Origin of the sequence: Nonomuraea rubra, from assembly GCF_014207985.1 — a bacterium.
Classification (GTDB): domain Bacteria; phylum Actinomycetota; class Actinomycetes; order Streptosporangiales; family Streptosporangiaceae; genus Nonomuraea; species Nonomuraea rubra.
Genome location: NZ_JACHMI010000001.1, coordinates 5,651,632 through 5,671,420, shown reverse-complemented (window position 1 = coordinate 5,671,420; position 19,789 = coordinate 5,651,632). Strand labels below are relative to the sequence as shown.

16 protein-coding genes are annotated in these 19,789 nt (G+C 72.7%); 7 read left to right on the top strand and 9 right to left on the bottom strand.

Annotated elements, in window-relative coordinates; translation table 11 throughout:
• Position 1: 1 nt before the first annotated feature.
• On the top strand, positions 2-1,651 hold the full coding sequence (locus tag HD593_RS64505) for a PucR family transcriptional regulator (RefSeq protein WP_221524953.1): 1,650 nt from the start codon (positions 2-4) through the stop codon (positions 1,649-1,651).
• A 46-nt stretch (positions 1,652-1,697) separates the two neighbouring features.
• Positions 1,698-2,174 (top strand): T6SS immunity protein Tdi1 domain-containing protein, encoded by a 477-nt coding sequence (locus HD593_RS25720; RefSeq protein WP_185104660.1) that lies wholly within the window; start codon positions 1,698-1,700, stop codon positions 2,172-2,174.
• 17 nt (positions 2,175-2,191) lie between these two features.
• Here HD593_RS25720 and HD593_RS25715 read toward each other — a convergent pair whose 3' ends face one another.
• From HD593_RS25715 to HD593_RS25685, 7 genes are all read right to left on the bottom strand, one after another.
• Positions 2,192-2,674: a GNAT family N-acetyltransferase gene (locus HD593_RS25715; protein WP_185104659.1), complete on the bottom strand. Its 483-nt coding sequence runs from the start codon at positions 2,672-2,674 to the stop codon at positions 2,192-2,194.
• Positions 2,675-2,838: 164 nt separating this feature from the next.
• On the bottom strand, positions 2,839-3,591 hold the full coding sequence (locus HD593_RS25710) for an SDR family NAD(P)-dependent oxidoreductase (RefSeq protein WP_185104658.1): 753 nt from the start codon (positions 3,589-3,591) through the stop codon (positions 2,839-2,841).
• A gap of 128 nt (positions 3,592-3,719) precedes the next feature.
• Positions 3,720-4,874: a M20 family metallopeptidase gene (locus HD593_RS25705; protein WP_185104657.1), complete on the bottom strand. Its 1,155-nt coding sequence runs from the start codon at positions 4,872-4,874 to the stop codon at positions 3,720-3,722.
• A complete protein-coding gene (locus HD593_RS25700; protein ID WP_185104656.1) occupies positions 4,871-5,536 on the bottom strand; it encodes a DUF1028 domain-containing protein in 666 nt (221 codons plus the stop codon). The genes HD593_RS25705 and HD593_RS25700 overlap by 4 nt, the downstream gene beginning before the upstream one ends.
• Positions 5,533-7,569: an FAD-dependent oxidoreductase gene (locus tag HD593_RS25695; RefSeq protein WP_185104655.1), complete on the bottom strand. Its 2,037-nt coding sequence runs from the start codon at positions 7,567-7,569 to the stop codon at positions 5,533-5,535. Before HD593_RS25695 ends, HD593_RS25700 begins: the two co-directional genes overlap by 4 nt.
• Positions 7,566-9,062 carry an aldehyde dehydrogenase family protein gene (locus HD593_RS25690; protein WP_185104654.1) on the bottom strand — a complete coding sequence of 499 codons (1,497 nt, stop codon included), beginning with the start codon at positions 9,060-9,062 and terminating at the stop codon, positions 7,566-7,568. Before HD593_RS25690 ends, HD593_RS25695 begins: the two co-directional genes overlap by 4 nt.
• A complete protein-coding gene (locus tag HD593_RS25685; RefSeq protein ID WP_185104653.1) occupies positions 9,059-10,489 on the bottom strand; it encodes a purine-cytosine permease family protein in 1,431 nt (476 codons plus the stop codon). Before HD593_RS25685 ends, HD593_RS25690 begins: the two co-directional genes overlap by 4 nt.
• A 199-nt stretch (positions 10,490-10,688) precedes the next feature.
• Here HD593_RS25685 and HD593_RS25680 point away from each other — a divergent pair, with 199 nt between their 5' ends.
• Both HD593_RS25680 and HD593_RS25675 read left to right on the top strand, forming a co-directional pair.
• Positions 10,689-11,531 (top strand): carbon-nitrogen hydrolase family protein, encoded by an 843-nt coding sequence (locus HD593_RS25680; RefSeq protein ID WP_185104652.1) that lies wholly within the window; start codon positions 10,689-10,691, stop codon positions 11,529-11,531.
• 17 nt (positions 11,532-11,548) lie between these two features.
• The gene (locus HD593_RS25675) at positions 11,549-13,201 is read left to right on the top strand and encodes an amidohydrolase (RefSeq protein WP_185104651.1); all 1,653 of its coding nucleotides are present in this window, start codon (positions 11,549-11,551) and stop codon (positions 13,199-13,201) included.
• Positions 13,202-13,249: 48 nt separating this feature from the next.
• Here the strand turns inward: HD593_RS25675 and HD593_RS25670 are convergent, their stop codons facing one another.
• Both HD593_RS25670 and HD593_RS25665 read right to left on the bottom strand, forming a co-directional pair.
• Complete coding sequence (locus HD593_RS25670; RefSeq protein ID WP_185104650.1) at positions 13,250-14,155, bottom strand: LysR family transcriptional regulator; 906 nt, start codon at positions 14,153-14,155, stop codon at positions 13,250-13,252.
• Entirely contained in the window at positions 14,152-14,802 is a 651-nt protein-coding gene (locus tag HD593_RS25665) for a TetR/AcrR family transcriptional regulator (RefSeq protein WP_185104649.1), read from the bottom strand. The genes HD593_RS25670 and HD593_RS25665 overlap by 4 nt, the downstream gene beginning before the upstream one ends.
• 142 nt (positions 14,803-14,944) lie before the next feature.
• Here HD593_RS25665 and HD593_RS61770 point away from each other — a divergent pair, with 142 nt between their 5' ends.
• The 3 genes from HD593_RS61770 (at position 14,945) to HD593_RS25650 (ending at position 19,740) form a co-directional block, all read left to right on the top strand.
• The gene (locus tag HD593_RS61770) at positions 14,945-16,471 is read left to right on the top strand and encodes an APC family permease (RefSeq protein WP_185104648.1); all 1,527 of its coding nucleotides are present in this window, start codon (positions 14,945-14,947) and stop codon (positions 16,469-16,471) included.
• Complete coding sequence (locus HD593_RS25655; RefSeq protein WP_185104647.1) at positions 16,468-18,405, top strand: primary-amine oxidase; 1,938 nt, start codon at positions 16,468-16,470, stop codon at positions 18,403-18,405. Before HD593_RS61770 ends, HD593_RS25655 begins: the two co-directional genes overlap by 4 nt.
• 81 nt (positions 18,406-18,486) lie before the next feature.
• Positions 18,487-19,740 (top strand): flavin-containing monooxygenase, encoded by a 1,254-nt coding sequence (locus HD593_RS25650; protein ID WP_185104646.1) that lies wholly within the window; start codon positions 18,487-18,489, stop codon positions 19,738-19,740.
• The last annotated feature ends 49 nt before the right edge of the window (positions 19,741-19,789 follow it).

Here is a 19,789-nt window from a genome sequence, read left to right as displayed (position 1 = left end):
GGTGAGCCAGCGTCCCCGTGCCAGCCTGGGCCGGGTCTTGGACGACCTGGGGACCACCCTGCTCGAGTTGGTCGCCGGTGACGTCGACCAGCGTGAAGAGATCAGCGGACTCGTCATCTACGACCCGCTCGACGAACCCGTGCTCGGGCCGCGCTCGCTGGTGCTCGGCATCGGCGTCGACCCGTCCGGCGACACGCTCCCCCGGCTGCTCGGCACGCTCGGCGACCACGACGCGGTCGGGCTGGTCGTCCGGGCGCCGGTCGCCCTGACCCCGGAGGTGCGGGAGGCGGTCGGGAAGAGCGGCGTCGCGCTGATCGGCCTGCGCCGGGGCGCCACGTGGGCGCAGCTCACCGCGCTCATCCGGTCGATGCTCGCGGAGGGGGACGTCGGCGAGCACGAGCACGAGTCCCTGGGCGGGCTCCCGTCCGGCGACCTCTTCGCGGTGGCCAACGCCGTGGCCGCGCTCCTCGACGCCCCCATCACCATCGAGGACCGCAACTCCCGCGTGCTCGCCTTCTCCGGCCGCCAGGACGAGGCGGACGCCTCCCGCGTCGAGACGGTCATCGGCCGGCAGGTCCCGGAACGGTACGCCACCCGGCTGACGGAGCTGGGCGTCTTCCGCGACCTCTACCGCTCCCAGCGGCCGGTCGTCGTCACGCCGCAGGATCTCGGCTACGACGGGATGACGGTGCAGCGCGTGGCCATCGCGGTCCGCGCCGGCGACGAGATCCTCGGCTCGATCTGGGCCGCCATGGACGGCGACCTCGACAGCGAGCGTACGAACGCCCTGCTCGACGCCTCGAAACTGGTCGCGCTGCACCTGCTGCGCATCCGCGCCGGCGCCGACGTCCGGCGGCGGCTGCGCGCCGACCTGATGGCGACGGTCCTGGAAGGCGGCGCGGGCGCGCGGGACGCGCTCGCGCGCCTCGGCCTGTCCGGCCGGACCCTCGTCGTCGTGAGCGCGGCCCTGCTCACCGGCGACGACCATACCTGGGCCGACCACGCCTGGGCCGACCACGGCAGGGCCGCCGAGCTCGAACGGCTCGCGGACGCCCTGTCGGTCCACCTGTCGGCGGCGGTGCCGTCCGCCGCCGTGGCGGCCGTCGGCGGCACCGTGTACGGCCTGCTGCCCGTGATCGTCCCCACCAGCAGCCCGGAACAGCGGGCCGTACGCCTGGCCTCCGACTTCGTGGACCGGGTCGGCGGCAGCCTTCCCGCCATCGTCGCGGTCGCCGCCGCGGGGCCGGACATCAGCGGCATCGTCCACGGGAAGACGCAGGCCGACCGGGTACTCCGGGTGATGCGGGAGGGCCACACCGCTCTCCGGGTGGCCAGGCTCGACGACGTCCAGACGCTCGCCCTCGTCCTGGAACTGCGCGACCTCGCGGCGGCGCGCGGCGAGCGGCTGGTCGGCGCGATCGCCCGCCTGATGGAGTACGACGAGCGCAACAACGCCGGCCTCGTCCGGTCGCTGGAGGCCTGGCTGGACGCGCTCGGCGACGTGGGCAAGGCGGCCGCCGCGCTCTTCATCCACCCCAACACGCTGCGCTACCGGCTCAAGCGGGTCGCCGAGGTGGGCGAGATCGACCTGGAGGACCCGGAGCAGCGCTTCGCGGCGATGTTGCAACTGCGGATCCTGGCACCCCGTTAGGGCCGCCTGGTACGACGTCTGACCTGGCCAGATGGAAGGAAGTGCCATGCGGTTGGATGTCTGGATGGAATTGACGAAGGTCTTCACCGAGGAACAGTTCGAGCAGGCTCTGGAGTCGTGGCACTGGATCGGCCTGGAGGGCAAGGTGCCCGTGCTCGCGTCGCTGTTCGGGGACGTGATCCTCCGGGCGGAGGACGGCTTCTGGTGGCTCGACGCGATGGAGGGCAGCCTCACCCGGCCGTGGGAGGACGCCGACGCGGTGCAGGCGGAGCTGAACACCGTCGACGGCCAGGAGCGCTACCTGCTGGCGGGCCTCGCACGGGAGGCCGCGCAGCGCGGGCTGAGCCTGGCCGCCGATCAGGTGTACGACTTCACCCGCCCGCCGGTGCTCGGGGGCGAGGTGAGTGCGGACAACCTGGGGCAGATCGACTTCGTGGTCGGGCTGAACATCGCCGGCCAGATCCACGAGCAGGTACGCGACCTACCGCCCGGCTCCCCCATCACCGGGATCACGGTGAGCTGAGACCTCGAACCCGGCCATCAGAGCTGCCGGTAGTAGTAGGTGACCGGCAGCGCCGTGCATCCCAGTTTCTCGTACAGCGCCCTGGCGGGGGCGTGGAAGGGATCGCCTCCGGTGCCGATCTCGACTACTTCGGCCCCGCGGGCCCGCATGTCCGCGAAGGCGTGCTCGCACAGCGCCACGCCCGTGCCGTGCCGGCGGTGCTCCGCGGCGACGGCGAGGTGCGAGATGGCGCCGTTCCTACGCGCCGGGTCGACGCTCCAGGCCACGTAGCCGGCGATGGCGTGGTCCGTCTCCGCGACGGCGACGTACTGGTGCCCGGACGGGTCGTGCAGCCCGGCGACCTGCGCGCGATAGTCCTCGCGCCAGGCGCCGTGCTGGTTGGCGAAGATGACGTCGCCGACCAGCGGGCGGAAGTGATCCTCGTAGAACGGCCGGAACGTCTCGATGGTCAGCTCGACGAGCCGGGCGAGATCGGGCTGAACGAACGGGCGAATACGCATGGAGGTGCGCCTTTCAGGCTGAGAGCTGATGCCCGAGGGGGCATGAGGGCAGCGGTCGGCCTGCTCACGGCGATCGTGTCTGCGGTGAGCCGGCCCTCAGCTACGGGTACGCCCGGCGGCGAAGCACTCCATGCCCGCCACTCTAGCGCCACGACCCCTGGACGTCAGAGGTGCACTTCACCCCCGTCGACGACCAGGTCGGCGCCGAGGAAGAAGCTGCCCTGGTCGGAAGCGAGGAAGGCCACGACGTTGGCGACCTCGTCCGGGCGCCCGATCCGGCCGAGCGGGACCGCGGCGGCGAAATCCGCCTTGGTGACGGGGGTGTCCTCCGCCGCGACCACGCCGTCGAGGCCGGGGGTGTCGATGGTGCCCGGGGAGATCGCGTTCACCCGGATGTTGCGGTCCTTGAGCTCGTTGGCCCAGGTCCGGGCGAACGACCGGATCGCCGCCTTGGAGGCCGCGTACGTGCCGAACGCCGCGACGCCGTCACCGGCGCGCACGGAGCTGTTGAGGATCACCGAGGCGCCGTCGTTGAGCAGCGGCAGCGCCTTCTGCACGGTGAACAGGGTGCCCCGCACGTTGACGCCGAAGGTCTCGTCGAAGTGCTCCTCGGTGACCTGCTCCAGCGTCGCGAACGACGCGGCGGCGGCGTTGGCGAACAGCACGTCCAGGCCCCGGCCCCGCTCCCGGACCGCGGCGTAGAGCCGGTCCAGGTCGGCCGGGTCGGAAATGTCGCCCTGCACGGCCGTCGCCGCCGCCGGGCCGCCGATGCGCTCGACCGCCGCGTCGAGGACCGCCTTCCGGCGGCCGGTGATGAACACGTGCGCGCCCTCGTCCGCCAGCCGGATGGCGGTGGCCAGGCCGATCCCCGTTCCGCCGCCGGTGACTACGGCGGTCTTGCCTTCGAACTGTCCCATGCCTTCACCTCTATAGAAATCTGTACCGGTCGGTGCAGAACTCGACGATAGCAGTTCCGCACCGCTCGGTACAGAATTGGGCGTCGGGCTGCCGAAGGTGACGGCGGGCCAGGCCCGGTGATGGGCGGTCAGGGGCTCGCGGGGGCGGGGCGCTGACGTCGTTCCGCCACCACGTCGATCGCCGTCCACGCCAGCGCCGTCGCGGCGTCGCGGATCGCACGCTCGGCCGCCGCCCCCACGCAGTGGGCGGCGAACTCCGGCTGATGGTTCAGGGCGGGCAGCGAGCCGATCCCGATGTAGGGGTGGATGGCCGGCACCACCTGCGACACGTTCCCCATGTCGGTGGAGGCCCGGTTCATCCGCGCCGCCATCCCGCCCTGCGCGAACTCGCGTCCCAGGGCGACGGCGTTGCGGCGGTACGCCGCCAGCGCGGCCTCGTCCGCCCGGAACTCCGCGTACGGCTTGCTCTCCGGGACGATCTCCAGCTCGCACCCGGTCGCCAGCGCGCCGGCCTCGAAGCAGCGCCGCACCCTCGGCTCCAGCTCGGCCAGCTCCGCCAGCGTCTCGGCCCGGACGTACCAGCGGCCCTCCGTGCGCCCGGGGATCGCGTTCGGCGCCTCGCCGCCGCGGGTCACGACCCCGTGGACCCGCACCGTGTGCGGGAGCTGCTGGCGCAGCAGGCCGATCGCCACCTGTGCGATCGTGAAGGCGTCCGCCGCGTTCACGCCCTGCTCGGGGTACGCCGCGGCGTGAGCCGCCCTGCCCCGGTAGGACACGTGGCTGTGCGACACCGCGAACGGGCGGGCCTCGGCGACGTCCACCGGCGCGGGGTGCGCCATCATGGCCAGGTCGAGGCCGGCGAACGCGCCGCGGTCGAGCAGCTCGATCTTGCCGCCGCCGCCTTCCTCGGCGGGGGTGCCGTAGACCTCGACGGTCAGTCCCAGCTCGTCGGCGAGCGGTGCCAGCGCCGCCGCGGCGCCCACCGAGGCGGCCGCGATCAGGTTGTGCCCGCACGCGTGCCCGAGCCCGGGCAGGGCGTCGTACTCGGCGCAGAGGCCGAGCCGGAAGGGGCCGGACCCCGCCGTCGCGTGGAACGCGGTCTCCAGGCCCAGGTAGCCGGTCCGCACCTCGAAGCCCGCCTCTTCCAGGGCGTCCGGCACCCAGCGGGCCGCCTTGTGCTCCTCCCAGGCGGTCTCGGGGTGGGCGTGCAGCCGCTCCGACAGGGCCACCAGCCGGTCGTGCCGCCCGGCCACGGTGGCCGCGGCCGCCTGCTTGGCCCTCACTCGTCCCCCGGCACGCCGTAGCTCGGTGCTTCCCCGGGGCGCAGTGCCCGGGCCACGTAGTCGTCCCGCTGCGGCAGCCAGAGCTCGGCCAGGCGCCGCAGCTCGGCGATCGGCTCGTCGCGCCAGTCGACCCGCAGGTCGGTCTCGCGCCAGGGCGTCGCCCGGACCACGGACAGGCCCGCGGAATGGAGCGGGCCGGCCTCGCCGCCGGCCGCCAGCCCGGCTTCGAGCGCGGCGAGGAGCCGCAGTTCGAGCTCTCCCTCCGCCGACTCGAACCCCCGGGCCGCGGCGTCGATGACGTCTGGCGTGGCGAGCAGGTTTCCCGCCGAGACCACCGATCGGCCGCGGCGCTCGGCGACGACGCCGAGCGCGCGGGCCCCCGAGAACACGGCGGACTCGCCCGCGAGGTTCAGCACCGTGAGCTGCCGGTATTCGGCCTCCGGCGTCGCCGCGACGACCTCGGCCAGCGCCTTGTCCGGGGGCAGGCCGCGTTCGAGGGCGTCGAGGAGCGCGGTGCCCAGGCGGGGATCGGTGACGTTCTGGGACGCGGCCCCGCCGACCCCCGGCCGCAGGTGCACGCAGCGGGCGGCGACGGCGGGGCTGGAGGAGCTGATCGCGATGCCGACGGCGGTGCCGTCGGTGCCGAGTACGGAGAAGGTCACCGCTCCTCCTCGGGGATCACGGCGATGGCGTCCACCTCGACCAGCCATTCGGGGCGGGCGAGCGCGGAGACGACCAGACCTGTCGAGATCGGGTGCACCCCCCTCGTCCACCTGCCGATGGTGCGGTAGACGGCCTCCCGGTAGCGCGGGTCCACGAGGTAGATCGTGAGCTTGACCAGGTGCTCCATCCGGCTCCCCGCCTCTTTGAGCAGCAGGTCGATGTTGGCCATGGCCCGCTCGGTCTGGGCCTCGACGTCGCCGACGCCGACCGACTCGCTGGTGTCCAGGTCCTGCCCGATCTGGCCCCGGACGTACACCGTGTTGCCGGCCACGACGGCCTGGCACAGGTCGTTGTCCAGGTTCTGCTCGGGATAGGTGTCCTTCGTGTTGAACGGCCGGATGCGGACGTGCCCGCCCGCGACGACGCGGCGGCTCGGGTGGCTCATCGGAACCTCCTGGTGATCGTTGCCTGGGAGCGCCGGACGCCCGGCGGCACGGATCAGGTCGGCTGCCCGCTCGGCGACCAGCATGACCGTGACCACGGGATTGACCGAGGGAATGGTGGGGAACACGGACGCGTCGGCCACGCGCAGCCCTTCGACGCCCCGTACCCGCAGCCGCGGGTCCACGACGGCCATGGGGTCGTCGCCTGCCCCCATCCGGCAGGTGCCGCAGACGTGGTAGACGGTCTGGTGCGTCGCGCGGGCGACCTCGGAGAGCTGCTCGTCGGTGACGACGTCAGGGCCGGGGAACACCTCGCGCACCAGGTGCGAGCGGAACGGCTCCTCCTCGGCGACGCGCCGGGCGGCGCGGATGCCGGCGAGCAGCATGCGCTCGTCGTGGCCGTCCGGGTCGGTGAAGTAGCGCGGGTCGAGCAGCGGGGGCTCGCCGGGGTCGGCCGAGACGATCGCGACCCGGCCGCGGCTGGCCGGCTTGGCCACGTTGGGCGCGATGGAGACGATCTGCTCGGGCAGGTGCGCGCCGTGGTTCTCGGCGTGGACCGCCCATGCCTCGACGGGGAAGTGCATGAGCACGTCCGGCCGGCGCGGGTCGCCCTCGACGCTCAGCATGGCGCCGGCGTCCCACCCGCTCGCGCAGGTCGGAGGCGGCGAGCCGGCCGACTCCCACACGACGAGGCCCTCGGCGTGGTCCTGGAGGTTCTCCCCCACGCCCGGCAGGTCGACGACCACCTCGACGCCGGCCTCGCCGAGCACCCGCGCGGGACCGATCCCGGAGAGCTGCAGCAGCCGGGGCGAGTCGATGCCGCCGCAGCACACCACGACCTCGCGGTCACAGCGGATGATCATCGTCCCGCCGTGGGCGTCGCGGGCCTCCACGCCGGCCGCGCGGCCGTCCTCGATCAGGACGCGGACCACCCGCAGGCCCGTGAGCACCGACAGGTTCGGCCGGTCCATGGCCGGGTGCAGGTAGTGCAGGGACGTCGCGCCGCGCTGGTTGCTCTCAGGGGTGTAGCCGACCTCGAAGAAGCCCGCCCCCTGCGCCGCCTCGTGCAGCCGGCCGTCGTTCCACCGATCCTGTACGGGCACGCCCAGCGCCTTCGCCGCGGCGGCGACCACGTCGGCGACGTACGGGTTGCGATCCTGCGACGCCACCGGCTGGATCGGCACCTGGAGCCTGTCGTAGTACGGCAGCACCGTCGCCGCGTCCCAGCCGTCGGCGCCGAGCGCCACCCACTCCTCCAGGTCGGCGGGCAGGGGCCGCCAGGAGATCATCGTGTTGGCGTTCGAGCAGCCGCCCAGGATCCGCATCCGTGCATGCCGGATGTCGGAGTTGCCCCTTTCCTGCGCGACGCTGCGGTAGTCGAGGTCGTACTCGCCCTCCAGCATCTCCGCCCACCGCCGCAGCGACCGCGCGCGGGGCTCCCCCCGGTCGTCGGGGCCCCACTCCACCAGCGCGACGGTACGGTCACCGTCCTCCGACAGCCGCGCCGCGATCAGCGAGCCGGCGGTCCCGCCCCCGACGACGACGTAGTCGTAGCGGTCGTCGTTGTGATCGTCGTTGTGGTCGCTCACGCGTACCTCACCCAGGTGGTCTTCAGCGCCGTGAACTTGTCCATCGCGTGCGGGGACAGGTCACGGCCGAACCCGGACTCGCCGAAGCCGCCGAAGGGCGTCGTCACGTCCAGCGCGTCCACGGTGTTCACGGAGACCGTCCCGGCGCGCAGCCGGGCGGCGACCCGATGGGCCTGGCGCAGGTCGTCGCTCCACACCGACGCGGCGAGGCCGAAGGCGGAGTCGTTGGCGACGGCCACCGCCTCCTCCTCCGAGTCCACGCCGATCACGGCCAGGACCGGGCCGAAGATCTCCTCGCGCGCGATCCGGGCTGACGGCGCGACCTCGTCGAACACCACCGGCGCGACGTAGGCCGCGGTCGGCGCGCCCTCGACCGTGCCACCGCCGAGGCGGAGCACCCCTTCGCCACGGCCGGTCTCGACGTACGCCCGGACCCGGTCGGCCTGCTTCTCGCTGACCAGGGGGCCCATCGCGGTCGCCGGGTCGAGCGGGTCGCCGGGCCGGATCGCGGCGGCGCGGTCGAGCACCTTCTCCAGCAGTTCGTCCTTGACCGAGCGGTGCACGACCAGCCGGGAGTTGGCCGAGCAGACCTGGCCCGCGTTGGTGAAGACGCCGAAGCAGACCCCGTCGGCCACGGCGTCGAGGTCGGCGGTCCTGCCGAGCACCACGTTGGCGCTCTTGCCGCCGCACTCCAGCCAGACCTGTTTCATGTTGGAGGCGCCGGCGTACTGCAGGAACAGCTTGCCGACCGGGGTGGAGCCGGTGAAGGTGATCACGTCCACGTCGGGGTGCAGGCCGAGCGCCTTCCCGGCGACGGGGCCGTCGCCGGTGACCACGTTCAGCACCCCCGGCGGCAGCCCGGCCTCGGCGGCCAGCTCGGCCAGGCGCAGCGCGGACAGCGGCGACTCCTCGGCGGGCTTGAGCACCACCGAGTTGCCGGTGACCAGGGCCGGCGCGAGCTTCCACATGGCCATCTCGAGCGGGTAGTTCCAGGGCACGACGGCGCCGACCACGCCGAGCGGCTCGCGGGTGACCAGGGCCAGGTCGCCGGAGCCGGTCGGCGCGATCTCGCCGTAGGTCTTGTCGGCGGTCTCCGCGTACCACTGGAGGATGGCGGCGGTGCCGGGGACGTCGACGGCCGAGGTGTCGGTGACGAGCTTGCCGGCGTCCAGGCTGTCGAGCACGGCGAGCTCGTCGGCGTTCGCGCGGATGAGCTCCGCCAGGCGGAGCAGCACCTGCTTGCGTTCCGCCGGCGCCCGCCCGGCCCACCGGCGGTCGGCGAAGGCGCGCCGGGCGGCGGCCACCGCGCGGTCGACGTCGCGGGCGTCGCCGGCGGCGACCTCGGCGAGCACGCGGCCGGTCGCCGGGTCGGTGGTCGGGGTGCGCCGCCCGGAGAGGGCGTCGGTGAACTCGCCGTCGATCCAGAGCCTGTCGCGGGGCGTGATGGAGGCGGCGATCTTGCGCCAGTGTTCGGCCGTGGGCTGGTGGCTCACTTGGTCTCACCTCCGGCGAGCAGCGTGTCCGTCGCCGGGAACGGCGTGCGGGCCCGGGTCCTGCCCGCCTTGCGCATCCAGGCGTAGTAGAGGGGGCAGATCACGGCCAGCCCGACGATCCACGAGATGTCCACCGCGCCGATCCGCTCGGCGATCGGGCCGGTGTAGATCGTCGTGCTCAGGAACGGGATCTGCACGGCGATGCCGAGGAAGTAGCAGGCGATCGCGATGGGGTTGTACCGGCCGTAGACGCCGCCGTCGCGGCGGAAGAGCGAGTCGATGTCGTAGTGGCCGTGCCGGATCGCGTAGTAGTCGACCAGGTTCACCGCGGTCCACGGCACCAGCACGCACATCAGCAGGAGCATGAAGTTGGTGAAGTTGACCAGGAAGTTGTCCTTGCCCGCCAGCGCCATCGCCAGCGCGCACAGGAACAGCGCCGAGGCGACCAGCGCGCGGACGCCGGCGCGCGGGACCCAGCGCGGGAAGAGCGTCTGCCCGACGGTGATGGCCGACAGCGCGCCGCAGTAGAGGTTGAGCGAGTTCGTGCACGCGATGCCGATGCCGAACACCGCGATGACCAGGGCGCCGATGCCCTCGGTGATCGAGCCGAGGCCGGTGACGGTGTCGGCCTTGGGGAAGGCGGCGCCGACCAGGGCGCCGAGCACCATCGGCAGCACCGAGCCGAGCACCGCGCCCGAGTACGTCGCCCAGAACGCCGGCCGCACGCCCGTGTCACGCGGCATGTAACGGGTGTAGTCGGAGACGTACGGCGCGTACGCGATCTGCCACAGGGCGGCCAGCGACAGCGTGCCCATGAAGCCGAGCCAGCTGAACTCCCCCGACGACAGCGTGCCGGCGGGCAGGCCGTTGACGGCCAGCGCCCAGACGAAGGCCAGGGCGAGCGTGACGCCGGCGATCACGCTCATCAGCGAGGCGAGGCCGTGGATCAGCTTGTAGCCCACACTGGCGCCCGCCACGCTGAGCAGCCCGATCAGGGTGATCGCGAGCGTCTCCGGCAGGCCGAGGAGGGTGGAGATCGCCTGCCCGCCGAGGACCATGTTGGAGGCGAAGAAGCCGACGTACATGAGGACCACGAGCACGACCACCAGCAGGCTGCCGTACGAGCCGAACTGGGCACGCGTCTGCAACATCTGCGGCACGCCCATCTGCGGCCCCTGCGCCGCGTGCAGCGCCATCACCACGCCGCCGGCGATGTTCCCGAGCGCCAGCGACAGCAGCGCCGCCCACAGGGGCAGGCCGTAGACCGCGGTCGCGACGACGCCGGTGGCGACGGTCAGCAACATGATGTTCGAACCGAACCAGATCGTGAACAGGTTGCGCGCCCTGCCGTGCCGTTCGGTCACGGGTATGTGGTCGATCGTTCGTCGCTCGAACTGGAACGGTTCAACGGTCGTGGGCTCAGCCATGGAACGGTGGCCTCCTCGGGGCTAGCTGTCCGGCGTTCCAGCCGACTTCACAGCAGTCTCGACGTGGCCCTGACCACGGGACAAGCGCAGAATGCCGGCGTAGGTCATCAACAAAAGCGATGCAGCGGCCGTATACGTCCGTTCTGGCGCATGCCATTCTCGTACTTCCCACCACCCCAGCTCCGCGAAGGAGGAGCCGATGAGCGCCTGCCGGACGACCAGGATCGGGATCGCCCAGTGGCGTCCCGAGCCGGGGCGGCCCGCCGCCAACGAGGCCACCGCCGGGCGCCTGGTCGCCGCGCTGTCCGCACAGGGCGCCGACCTTGTGGTCCTGCCCGAGCTGTGGCCGTCCGGCTACGGCGCCCGCACGCTCGCCGCCGACGCCGAGACCGCAGCCGAACCGCTCGACGGGCCCCGCGACCGGCTGCTGCGTGACCTCGCCCGCGAGCACGGCCTGTGGCTCTTCGCCGGCAGCGTGCCCGAGCGCGCCGGAGGAACGCTCTACAACACCGCACCGGTCTACGCGCCGGACGGCGAGCGCGTCGCGGCGCACCGCAAGGCGCACCTCTACCCCACCACCGGCGAGGCCGCGGTCTTCGCGGCCGGCGGGACGGCCACCGTGATCGGCACCCCGTGGGGGCCGGTCGGGCTGGGCATCTGCTTCGACGGCGACCATCCCGGCTACGCGCGGGCCCTCCGCTCGCGCGGCGCCCGCGTCGTGGTGTCGGTCTCGGCGTACGAGACGGGTGCGGAGCGATGGTGGGACCTGCTGTATCCGGCGCAGGCGCTGGCGAACGGGCAGTGGTGGATCATGGCGAACCAGTGCGGCGGCGCGGGGCCGTCCGGCCTGCTCGGCGCGAGCCGGGTGATCGCCCCCGACGGCCGGATCGTCGCCGAGGCGCCGCGCGTCACGGCCGGCCAAGGCCCGGTCCCGGAGGAGCACCTGCTGGTCGCCGACCTCGACCTCGCGGCCGGGATCGCGGCGGCCGACCGGGACGCGGCTCCCCTGTGGGAGGGCGCCCGCCCCGAGGTCTACACGTGACGATCGAAGGAGGGCCCATGGCGGGCGGAGGAGCGGCGGACTGGATCTTCTACGGCGGCGCGATCCACCCGATGGACGGGACCGCGGCGACGTCCGCGCTGGCGGTCCGCTCGGGACGCGTCGTCGCGCTCGGCGGTGACGCCCACGACCTGCGCGGCCCCCGCACGCAGGCGGTGGACCTGCGGGGCGGCGCCCTGCTGCCGGGATTCCAGGATGCCCACGTCCACGCCGTGGCGGGCGGGCTGCAGCTGCTCGGCTGCGACCTGTCGGGCGTGCACGAGCGCGACGCCTACCGCGCTCTCGTGGCGGCCTACGCCGAGCGGCATCCCGGCCTGGAGTGGATCCAGGGATCGGGCTGGTACGGCGACGTCTTCCCCGGCGGCTTCCCGCACCGCGAGGACCTCGACACCGTGGTCCCCCACCGGCCGGTGGTGCTCACCAGCCACGACTTCCACGGGGTCTGGGTGAACTCCGAGGCCCTGCGGCGGGCCGGCGTCACCGCCGCGACCCCCGATCCGGAGGGCGGCCGGATCCACCGGGGAGCCGACGGCGAGCCCACGGGGCTGCTGGTCGAGGCGGCGGCCGGGCTGGTCACCTCGCTCGTCCCGCCGCCGGACGCCGCCCGGCTCGACGCGGCGCTGATGGCCGCCCAGTCGCACCTGCACCGGCTGGGCATCACCGCCTGGCAGGACGCGGCCGTGGGCCGGAGCGTGCTGTTCGACGACTCCTACGACACCTACCTCTCGGCGGCGGGGTCGGGGAGGCTGACGGCCAAGGTGACCGGCGCTCTGTGGTGGCGCGGCGACGAAGGGCTCGCCCAGCTCGGCTTCCTGCGCGAGCGTCGCCGCCGGGCGGGCGGCCGGTTCCGCGCCACCGCGGTCAAGATCATGCAGGACGGCGTGTGCGAGAACCACACGGCCGCGCTGCTGTCGCCGTACCGGGGGCTGGGGCAGGAGACGGGCCTGAGCTTCATCCCGCCCGGCGAGCTGGCCGAGGCCGCCGCGTGCCTGGTCGCCGACGGGTTCGACCTGCACCTGCACGCGGTCGGCGACCGCGCGGTACGCGAGTGTCTCGACGCCGTCGAGGCGGCCCTGCCGAATGCCGGAGGCCGGGCCGCCCGGCACCAGCTCGCCCACCTCGACCTGATCGACCGCGGCGACATCGACCGGATGAAGCGGCTCGGCGTGATCGCCAACGTGCAGCCCCTCTGGGCGCGCGAGGACAGGGTGCTGGTGGAGACGAAGCTGCCGTACCTGACCGACGACCAGCGGGCCCGCCACTTCGCGTTCGGCAGCCTGGCCCGGGCCGGGGTCGAGCTGGCGATGGGGTCGGACTGGCCGGTCTCCAGCCCGGACCCGCTGTGGGGCATCCACGTCGCGGTCAACCGGACCGCTCCCCCGGCGGACGTGCACGCCGGTGACGAGCACGCCCAGACGGTGCCGCTGCTCCCCGGCGAGGCGGTCGGCGTGCGTGCCGCCGTCCACGGCTACACCGCCGGGGCGGCGCTGGCGAACCGGATGGAGCACGACAGCGGCACGCTCACCGCCGGCAAGGCCGCGGACCTGGTGCTGCTGGACGGCGACCCGTTCGCGGTCGGCCCCCGGGACCTGTCGTCGCTGCGGGTGCGGGCCACGTTCGCCGACGGCGTGCCCGTGCACGAGGCCTGGTAGCGGCCGGGTAGCGGCCGGGCAGGGAAGCATGGCAGGCCCGCCGGCCGGTCAGCGGGCGCGGGCGTGCCTCGCGGACCTGATGAACGCCTGGGCGCGCCGGGTCAGGCGCACGCCTCTCATCGAGGCCAGGACGACGTCCAGCGGCTCCAGCGGATCGAGGATCTCCAGCTCGACGACCTCCTTGCCGTCGTACGTCGTGGGCGAGGCGGGCTTCTGGTTGAGCACCGACCAGCCGAGGCCGTTGGCCACCAGTGCCCGGACCGTCTCGAACCCGGTGGTGCGGTGGCGCACGTCCGGCGTGAACCCGGCCGACTCGACGAGATGCTCGAAGTAGTCCCGGCTGTGCGGCAGGTCGAGCAGCACCATCGGCTCCCCGGCGAGGTCGTCCAGCCGCACCTTCTTGCGGCGGGCGAGCGGGTGGTCCTTGGCGACCAGCACGTACGCCGGAGCCGTACCCATGCGCACCGACTCGATGTCGTCGTCGAGGTCGTAGCCGTACATCAGCGCGAGCTCGCAGCGGCCGGCGCGCAGCGCCTGCTTGAGCGTGGCGTGCTCGGCCTCGATGACCGACACCTGGATCTCGGGGTGGTCGCGCTCGCACGCGCTCAGCAGCCGCGGCAGCTCGAACGGCCCGAGCGTGGCGAAGCAGCCGATGGTCAGCCGGCCGATCAGGACCTGGCCGGCCGACCGGGCGGTCTCGGCCAGCTCCTCGGTGTGCGCGAGGTAGCCGCGCAGCTCGCGCAGGAACTCCGCGCCCGCCGCGGTCAGGCTGAGCCCGCGGGCGTGGTGCCGCAGCAGCAGCTGCACGCCGAGCTCCCTCTCCAGCTGCGCCACCGCCGTGGAGACCGCGGACTGGGACACCATCAGCTCGCGCGCCGCGCTGGTCATGCTGCCCAGCTCGGCCGCCGCCGCGAAGTAGCGCAACTGCACCAGCGTGAAACCGGGGTCGCTCATGCCTGCCTCTCCGCCCTTCCTGGCCCGGGCCGCTCCGCGTGCCACGCTTCGAGGTCGCAGCCTGTCACGACCGACAGGTAGGCGCGCACGAGCCGTCTGGCCTCCTGCGGCGCCACCGCGGGGTTGCGCCCGACGATGTGCAGGCCGTAGGCGTCCTCCAGGGCCACCGCGTTCATCGCGACGCCGCGCAGGTCGCCGATCGGGGCGAAGACGCCGCCGCTGACGCCGAACGCGAGGACGGTCGCGTAGAGCGAGACCTCGCGGTCGTAGAGGCCCGACATCAGCACGGCGTGCGCCTTGTCGCGGGAGGCGCTGAGGTGCAGCTCGTAGAGCACGAGCCCCATCTCGTCCGCGGCGTCGTCGGGGACTCCCTGCTCGACCAGGCCGAGGAGCTTGTCACGCGGGTCCTCGCACCTCTCGACCACCCGCATCCGCAGCCAGTAGTAACGATCGACGGCGTGGTGGTGCACGTCGAGCAGCAGATCGTCCAGATCGGGGAAGTAGTAGGACACCGAGCCCGGCGAGAGGCCCGCCGCCTCGGCGACGTCCCTGATCCGCAGGCCCGCCAGCCCCCGCTCGGCGATGACCCGGGCCGCGGCCTCCACGAGCTGGCGGCGGCGTTCGGTCTGGTTGCGTGGACGTGCCATGTCAGAAGATTTGATCCTGTCCATCAAAAAACGCCATGACTCGCCCTCTGGTCAGGGAGCACGGACCAGGACATTATTTCACGTCAATCGCAAAGAATAGGCCGGGCCCCGCGCCCGCCCCCCTGTGGAAGGCACCTCGCCCATGAGCGATCGCCGGCGCACCGAGCTGCTCGACGAGCAGACCGGCCGTCTCAAGAAGGCCCTGAAGCGGTTCGACATCCTGTTCCTGATCATCGCGGCCGTGATCGGCCTGGAGACCCTCGGCCAGGTCTCCGTCTTCGGGGGCGAGGCGCTCACCTGGCTGGTGATCCTCGCCGTCACCTTCCTGATCCCGTACGCGCTGATGTTCGCCGAGGTCGGCGCCGCCTTCAGCGAGGAGGGCGGCGCCTACACGTGGGTGCGCAACGCGTTCGGCCGGGTCGCCGGCGCGATCGCCTCGCTGCTCACCTGGGTCACCCAGCCGATCTGGGTCGGCGGCTCGATGGCGTTCCTGGCCGCGGAGACGGTGAACACCTACCTCCTGCACCTGCCGCACGGCTCGGCCGCCGACTACGTCTTCAAGATCGCCTTCATCTGGTGCACCGTGCTCGCCGCCATCGTGAGCCTGCGCAGGGGCAAGTGGCTGCCCACGAGCGGCGCGATGCTCAAGCTCGTCCTGCTGGCGTTCTTCGTGCTGACCACCGTGCTCTACGCCGCCGAGCACGGGGTCGAGGGTCTGGGCGGCGGCGACCTCAGCCCGACCCTGGCGGGCCTGTTCGGCCTGGCGCCGGTCCTGCTCTTCGCCTTCCTCGGCTTCGAGTCCTCCAACAGCGCCGCCGGGGAGATGGAGAACCCCGCCCGCGACGTGCCGATCTCCATCGCCCGCTCCTCGGCCGCCGCGGCGCTCTGCTACATCCTGCCGGTGCTCGCCATCCTGCTGGTGGTGCCGAAGGACGACATCACCGGCATCTCCGGGCTCCTGGAGGCGGTCGGCGTGGTGTTCTCCGTGTACGGCCCGGCCGCCGGCACCCTCCGCACCATCGCCGCGATCGGCTTCGTGTACATCCTGATGAGCCAGGGCGCCGCCTGGATGATCATCTCCGACCGCATGCAGGCGATCGCGGCGGCGGACGGGGCGTTCTTCGGCGGCTTCTTCGGCCGCTTCCACCCCCGGCTCGGTACCCCCGTCCGCGTCAACCTGCTGTCCGGGATCGTCTCGACCCTCTTCATGCTGGCGGCCATGCAGGTGACGGGAAGCAGTGCCGCGCTGTTCACGGTGGTTCTGACGATCTCGATCTCGACGTTCCTGCTCAGCTATCTGATCGTCATCCCCGCCGCGATCCGGCTGCGCACCCTGTACCCGGATGCCGAGCGGCCGTTCCGGGTGCCCCTGCCGGACCGCGGCTACGCCGTGCTCGGCGCCGTCGCCTTCGCGTGGGTGCTGCTCGGCTCCTGGGTCGCCGTCTTCCCCGGCACGCTCGAGGCGCTCTTCGGACTCCCGTACGACTTCGAGGAGACCTGGGGCGTCAGCCACCTGCAGTTCCAGGCGCTCACGCTGGGCACCCTGGCCGCGCTGCTCGTCCTCGGCGTCATCGGCTACGTGCGGGGCGCCGGGGTCCGCGCCGGCGGGCCCGGCCCGGCGGAAGCAGGCGCCACCCCGGTCATCACTCCAGAAGGGACCACCTCGTGACCGCTCACCCGCTCGACCGCCTCACCACGGAAGAGATCGCCCGCAACCGCGGCGTCCTCGACCGGGCCGGCCTGATCGGGCCCGCCACCCGCTTCCCCCTGGTCATGCTCGTGGAGCCGCCGAAGCGCGAGGTGCTCTCCTGGAAGGAGGGCGACCCGTGGGACCGGTGCGTGCGCACGACCCTGCTGGACCGGGACACCGGCGAGGTCTCGGAGGTCGTCGTCTCCCTCACCCACGACAAGGTCGTCTCGCGGCGCGAGGTGGACGTCACCGCCGAGGGGCAACCGCCGATCATGGGCGAGGAGTTCGGCCTCGTCGAGCAGATCCTGTGGCAGGACGAGTCCTGGTGCGCCGCGATGGCCCGGCGGGGCCTCGACGAGCCCTCGCGGATCCGGGTCTCGGCCCTCAGCGCCGGCTGCTTCGGCCTCCCGGGAGAGGAGGGCAGGCGGCTGGTGCGCTGCCTGTCCTTCCTGCAGCTCGACGACCGCGACAACGTGTGGGCGCATCCCATCGACGGCGTGGTGGCGTACGTCGACCTGGTCACCAGGGAGGTGGTCGAGCTCATCGACGACGGCCTCTTCCCGGTGCCGGCGGAGCGGGCCGACTTCGAGCTCAACGCCGGGGACCGCCCGGTTCGCGACACCCAGAGGCCGATCGAGATCACGCAGCCCGAGGGGCCCTCGTTCACCGTCGAGGGCAACGTCGTGCGCTGGGAGAAGTGGCGCTTCCGGATCGGCTTCGACCAGGTGGAGGGCCTGACCCTGCACCAGATCGGCTTCGAGGACGACGGCCGGCTCCGGCCGATCGTCTACCGGGCCTCGGTCGCCGAGATGGTGGTCCCGTACGGCGACCCCTCCCCCGTGCGGTTCTGGCAGAACTACTTCGACGCCGGGGAGTACTCGCTCGGCAAGGACGCCAACGCGCTGGAGCTGGGCTGCGACTGCCTGGGCGAGATCCACTACTTCGACGCGGCCATCGCCGACGACGACGGCGCCCCGCGGACGATCCGCAACGCGATCTGCATGCACGAGGAGGACGCCGGGGTGCTGTGGAAGCACACCGACCTGTACAACGGCAGCAGCTCCACGCGGCGGCAGCGCCGGCTGGTGATCTCGTTCTTCATCACCGTCGGGAACTACGACTACGGCTTCTACTGGTACCTCTACCTCGACGGGACGATCGAGCTGGAGTGCAAGGCGACCGGCGTCGTGTTCGCCTCGGCCTACCCCGGCCCGCGGGCCGACGGCTCGGCGTACCCGTGGGCCTCGGAGATCGCGCCCGGCGTGGGGGCGCCGTTCCACCAGCACCTGTTCTCGGCGCGGCTGGACATGATGGTCGACGGGGTGGGCAACGCCGTCGACGAGGTGGACGCCGTACGCGTCCCGGCCGGACCGGAGAACCCGTACGGCAACGCCTTCACCCGCAGGGCCACGCGCATCCGCCGCGAGCGCGAGGGAGCCCGGATGGCCGACGGCCACGCCGGCCGCACCTGGCACGTCGTCAACCCCGGGCGCCGGAACCGGATGGGGCAGCCGGTCGGCTACGCCCTCCACCCGGAGGGTCAGCCCACGCTCCTCGCCGACCCCTCCTCGTCGATCGCCAGGCGCGCGGCGTTCACCACCCGGCACCTGTGGGTCACGGCGCACGACGACGCCGAACGTTACCCGGCGGGCCGGTACGTCAACCAGAATCCCGGCAACAGCGGCATCGACACCTGGATCGGGGCGGACCGGGACCTCGACGGCCAGGACCTCGTGCTGTGGCACACCTTCGGGCTCACCCACTTCCCCCGGCCCGAGGACTGGCCGATCATGCCGGTGGACCGCACCGGCTTCGTGCTCAAGCCGGTCGGGTTCTTCGACCGGAACCCGGCCCTCGACGTGCCGGCGCCGAAGTCGGGGCACTGCCACGCTGCATCACCAGATCAGATCTAGAAGGACGACAACATCTGTTGGACAGAGGCACGCCGGCAGATGAGGATTTTGGCGCGTGACGTTCAGACAGGAGGCTGGGGAATGTCCCACGAAGAGATAGAGGTCCTCGTCGTCGGCGCGGGCCAGGCGGGCCTGGCGATGAGCGGGCACCTGAGCGAGGCCGGCGTGCCCCACCTCGTCCTGGAGAGGCACCGCATCGCCGAGCGCTGGCGCTCCGAGCGGTGGGACTCGCTGGTCGCCAACGGGCCCGCCTGGCACGACCGCTTCCCGGGGCTGGAGTTCCTCAACCTGGATCCCGACGCCTTCGCGTCGAAGGACGAGGTGGCGGACTACTTCGCCGCCTACGCCGAGAAGATCGCCGCGCCGGTCCGGTGCGGCGTGGAGGTGACCTCGGTGCGCAAGAACGCCGGCCGCCCCGGGTTCCGTGCCGAGACGTCCGCCGGAGTGGTGAACGCCCGCTTCGTCGTGGCCGCGACCGGACCGTTCCAGCGGCCCGTCATCCCGGACGTGGTCCCCGGCGACGCGGGGCTCGTGCAGCTCCACTCCAGCGGCTACCGCAACCCGGGGCAGCTGCCCGAGGGAGCCGTCCTGGTGGTCGGCGCCGGGTCGTCCGGGGTGCAGATCGCCGACGAGCTCCAGCGCTCGGGCCGGGCCGTCCACCTCTCCGTCGGCCCGCACGACCGGCCCCCGCGCAGCTACCGCGGCCGCGACTTCGTCTGGTGGCTCGGCGTCCTCGGCAAGTGGGACGCCGAGACGCCTCCCCGCGGCGCGGAGCACGTCACGATCGCGGTCAGCGGCGCCCGCGGCGGCCAGACCGTCGACTTCCGTGCCCTGGCCGCCCAGGGGGTCGAGCTGGTCGGCCGGACCGTCTCCTACGACGACGGCGTGCTGCGCTTCGCGCCGGACCTCGTCGAGAACATCGCCCACGGCGACGCGAGCTACCTGTCGCTGCTCGACGAGGCGGACGCCTACATCGCCCGCAACGGCCTCGACCTCCCGGAGGAGCCGGAGGCCCGCGTCCTGGGTCCGGACCCGGCGTGCATGACCGATCCGGCACGCGAGCTCGACCTCGCCGCGGCCGGTGTCGGCTCCATCATCTGGGCCACGGGCTTCGCGGTCGACTACGGCTGGCTGCAGGTCGACGCCTTCGACGAGGCCGGCAAGCCGAGGCACCGGCGCGGCGTCTCCTCGGAGCCGGGCGTCTACTTCCTCGGGCTGCCCTGGCTCTCGCGCCGCGGATCCAGCTTCATCTGGGGAGTCTGGCACGACGCCAGGTACCTGGCCGACCACATCGCGACCCAGCGGGCCTACCTCACCTACGGGGCACCCGCGTAGTCGCAGCCGGACCTCGCCCATGTACGCCGATTTGCGTAGCCGAGGTCGC

What these genes read in the sequence shown, in the direction of transcription:
- HD593_RS25710 (WP_185104658.1), bottom strand. Translation starts at nt 3,591, where the DNA reads ATGGGACAGTTCGAAGGCAAGACCGCCGTAGTCACCGGCGGCGGAACG.
- HD593_RS25715 (WP_185104659.1), bottom strand. Translation starts at nt 2,674, where the DNA reads ATGCGTATTCGCCCGTTCGTTCAGCCCGATCTCGCCCGGCTCGTCGAG.
- HD593_RS25685 (WP_185104653.1), bottom strand. Translation starts at nt 10,489, where the DNA reads ATGGCTGAGCCCACGACCGTTGAACCGTTCCAGTTCGAGCGACGAACG.
- HD593_RS25665 (WP_185104649.1), bottom strand. Translation starts at nt 14,802, where the DNA reads ATGGCACGTCCACGCAACCAGACCGAACGCCGCCGCCAGCTCGTGGAG.
- HD593_RS25670 (WP_185104650.1), bottom strand. Translation starts at nt 14,155, where the DNA reads ATGAGCGACCCCGGTTTCACGCTGGTGCAGTTGCGCTACTTCGCGGCG.
- HD593_RS25675 (WP_185104651.1), top strand. Translation starts at nt 11,549, where the DNA reads ATGGCGGGCGGAGGAGCGGCGGACTGGATCTTCTACGGCGGCGCGATC.
- HD593_RS25680 (WP_185104652.1), top strand. Translation starts at nt 10,689, where the DNA reads ATGAGCGCCTGCCGGACGACCAGGATCGGGATCGCCCAGTGGCGTCCC.
- HD593_RS25720 (WP_185104660.1), top strand. Translation starts at nt 1,698, where the DNA reads ATGCGGTTGGATGTCTGGATGGAATTGACGAAGGTCTTCACCGAGGAA.
- HD593_RS61770 (WP_185104648.1), top strand. Translation starts at nt 14,945, where the DNA reads ATGAGCGATCGCCGGCGCACCGAGCTGCTCGACGAGCAGACCGGCCGT.
- HD593_RS25650 (WP_185104646.1), top strand. Translation starts at nt 18,487, where the DNA reads ATGTCCCACGAAGAGATAGAGGTCCTCGTCGTCGGCGCGGGCCAGGCG.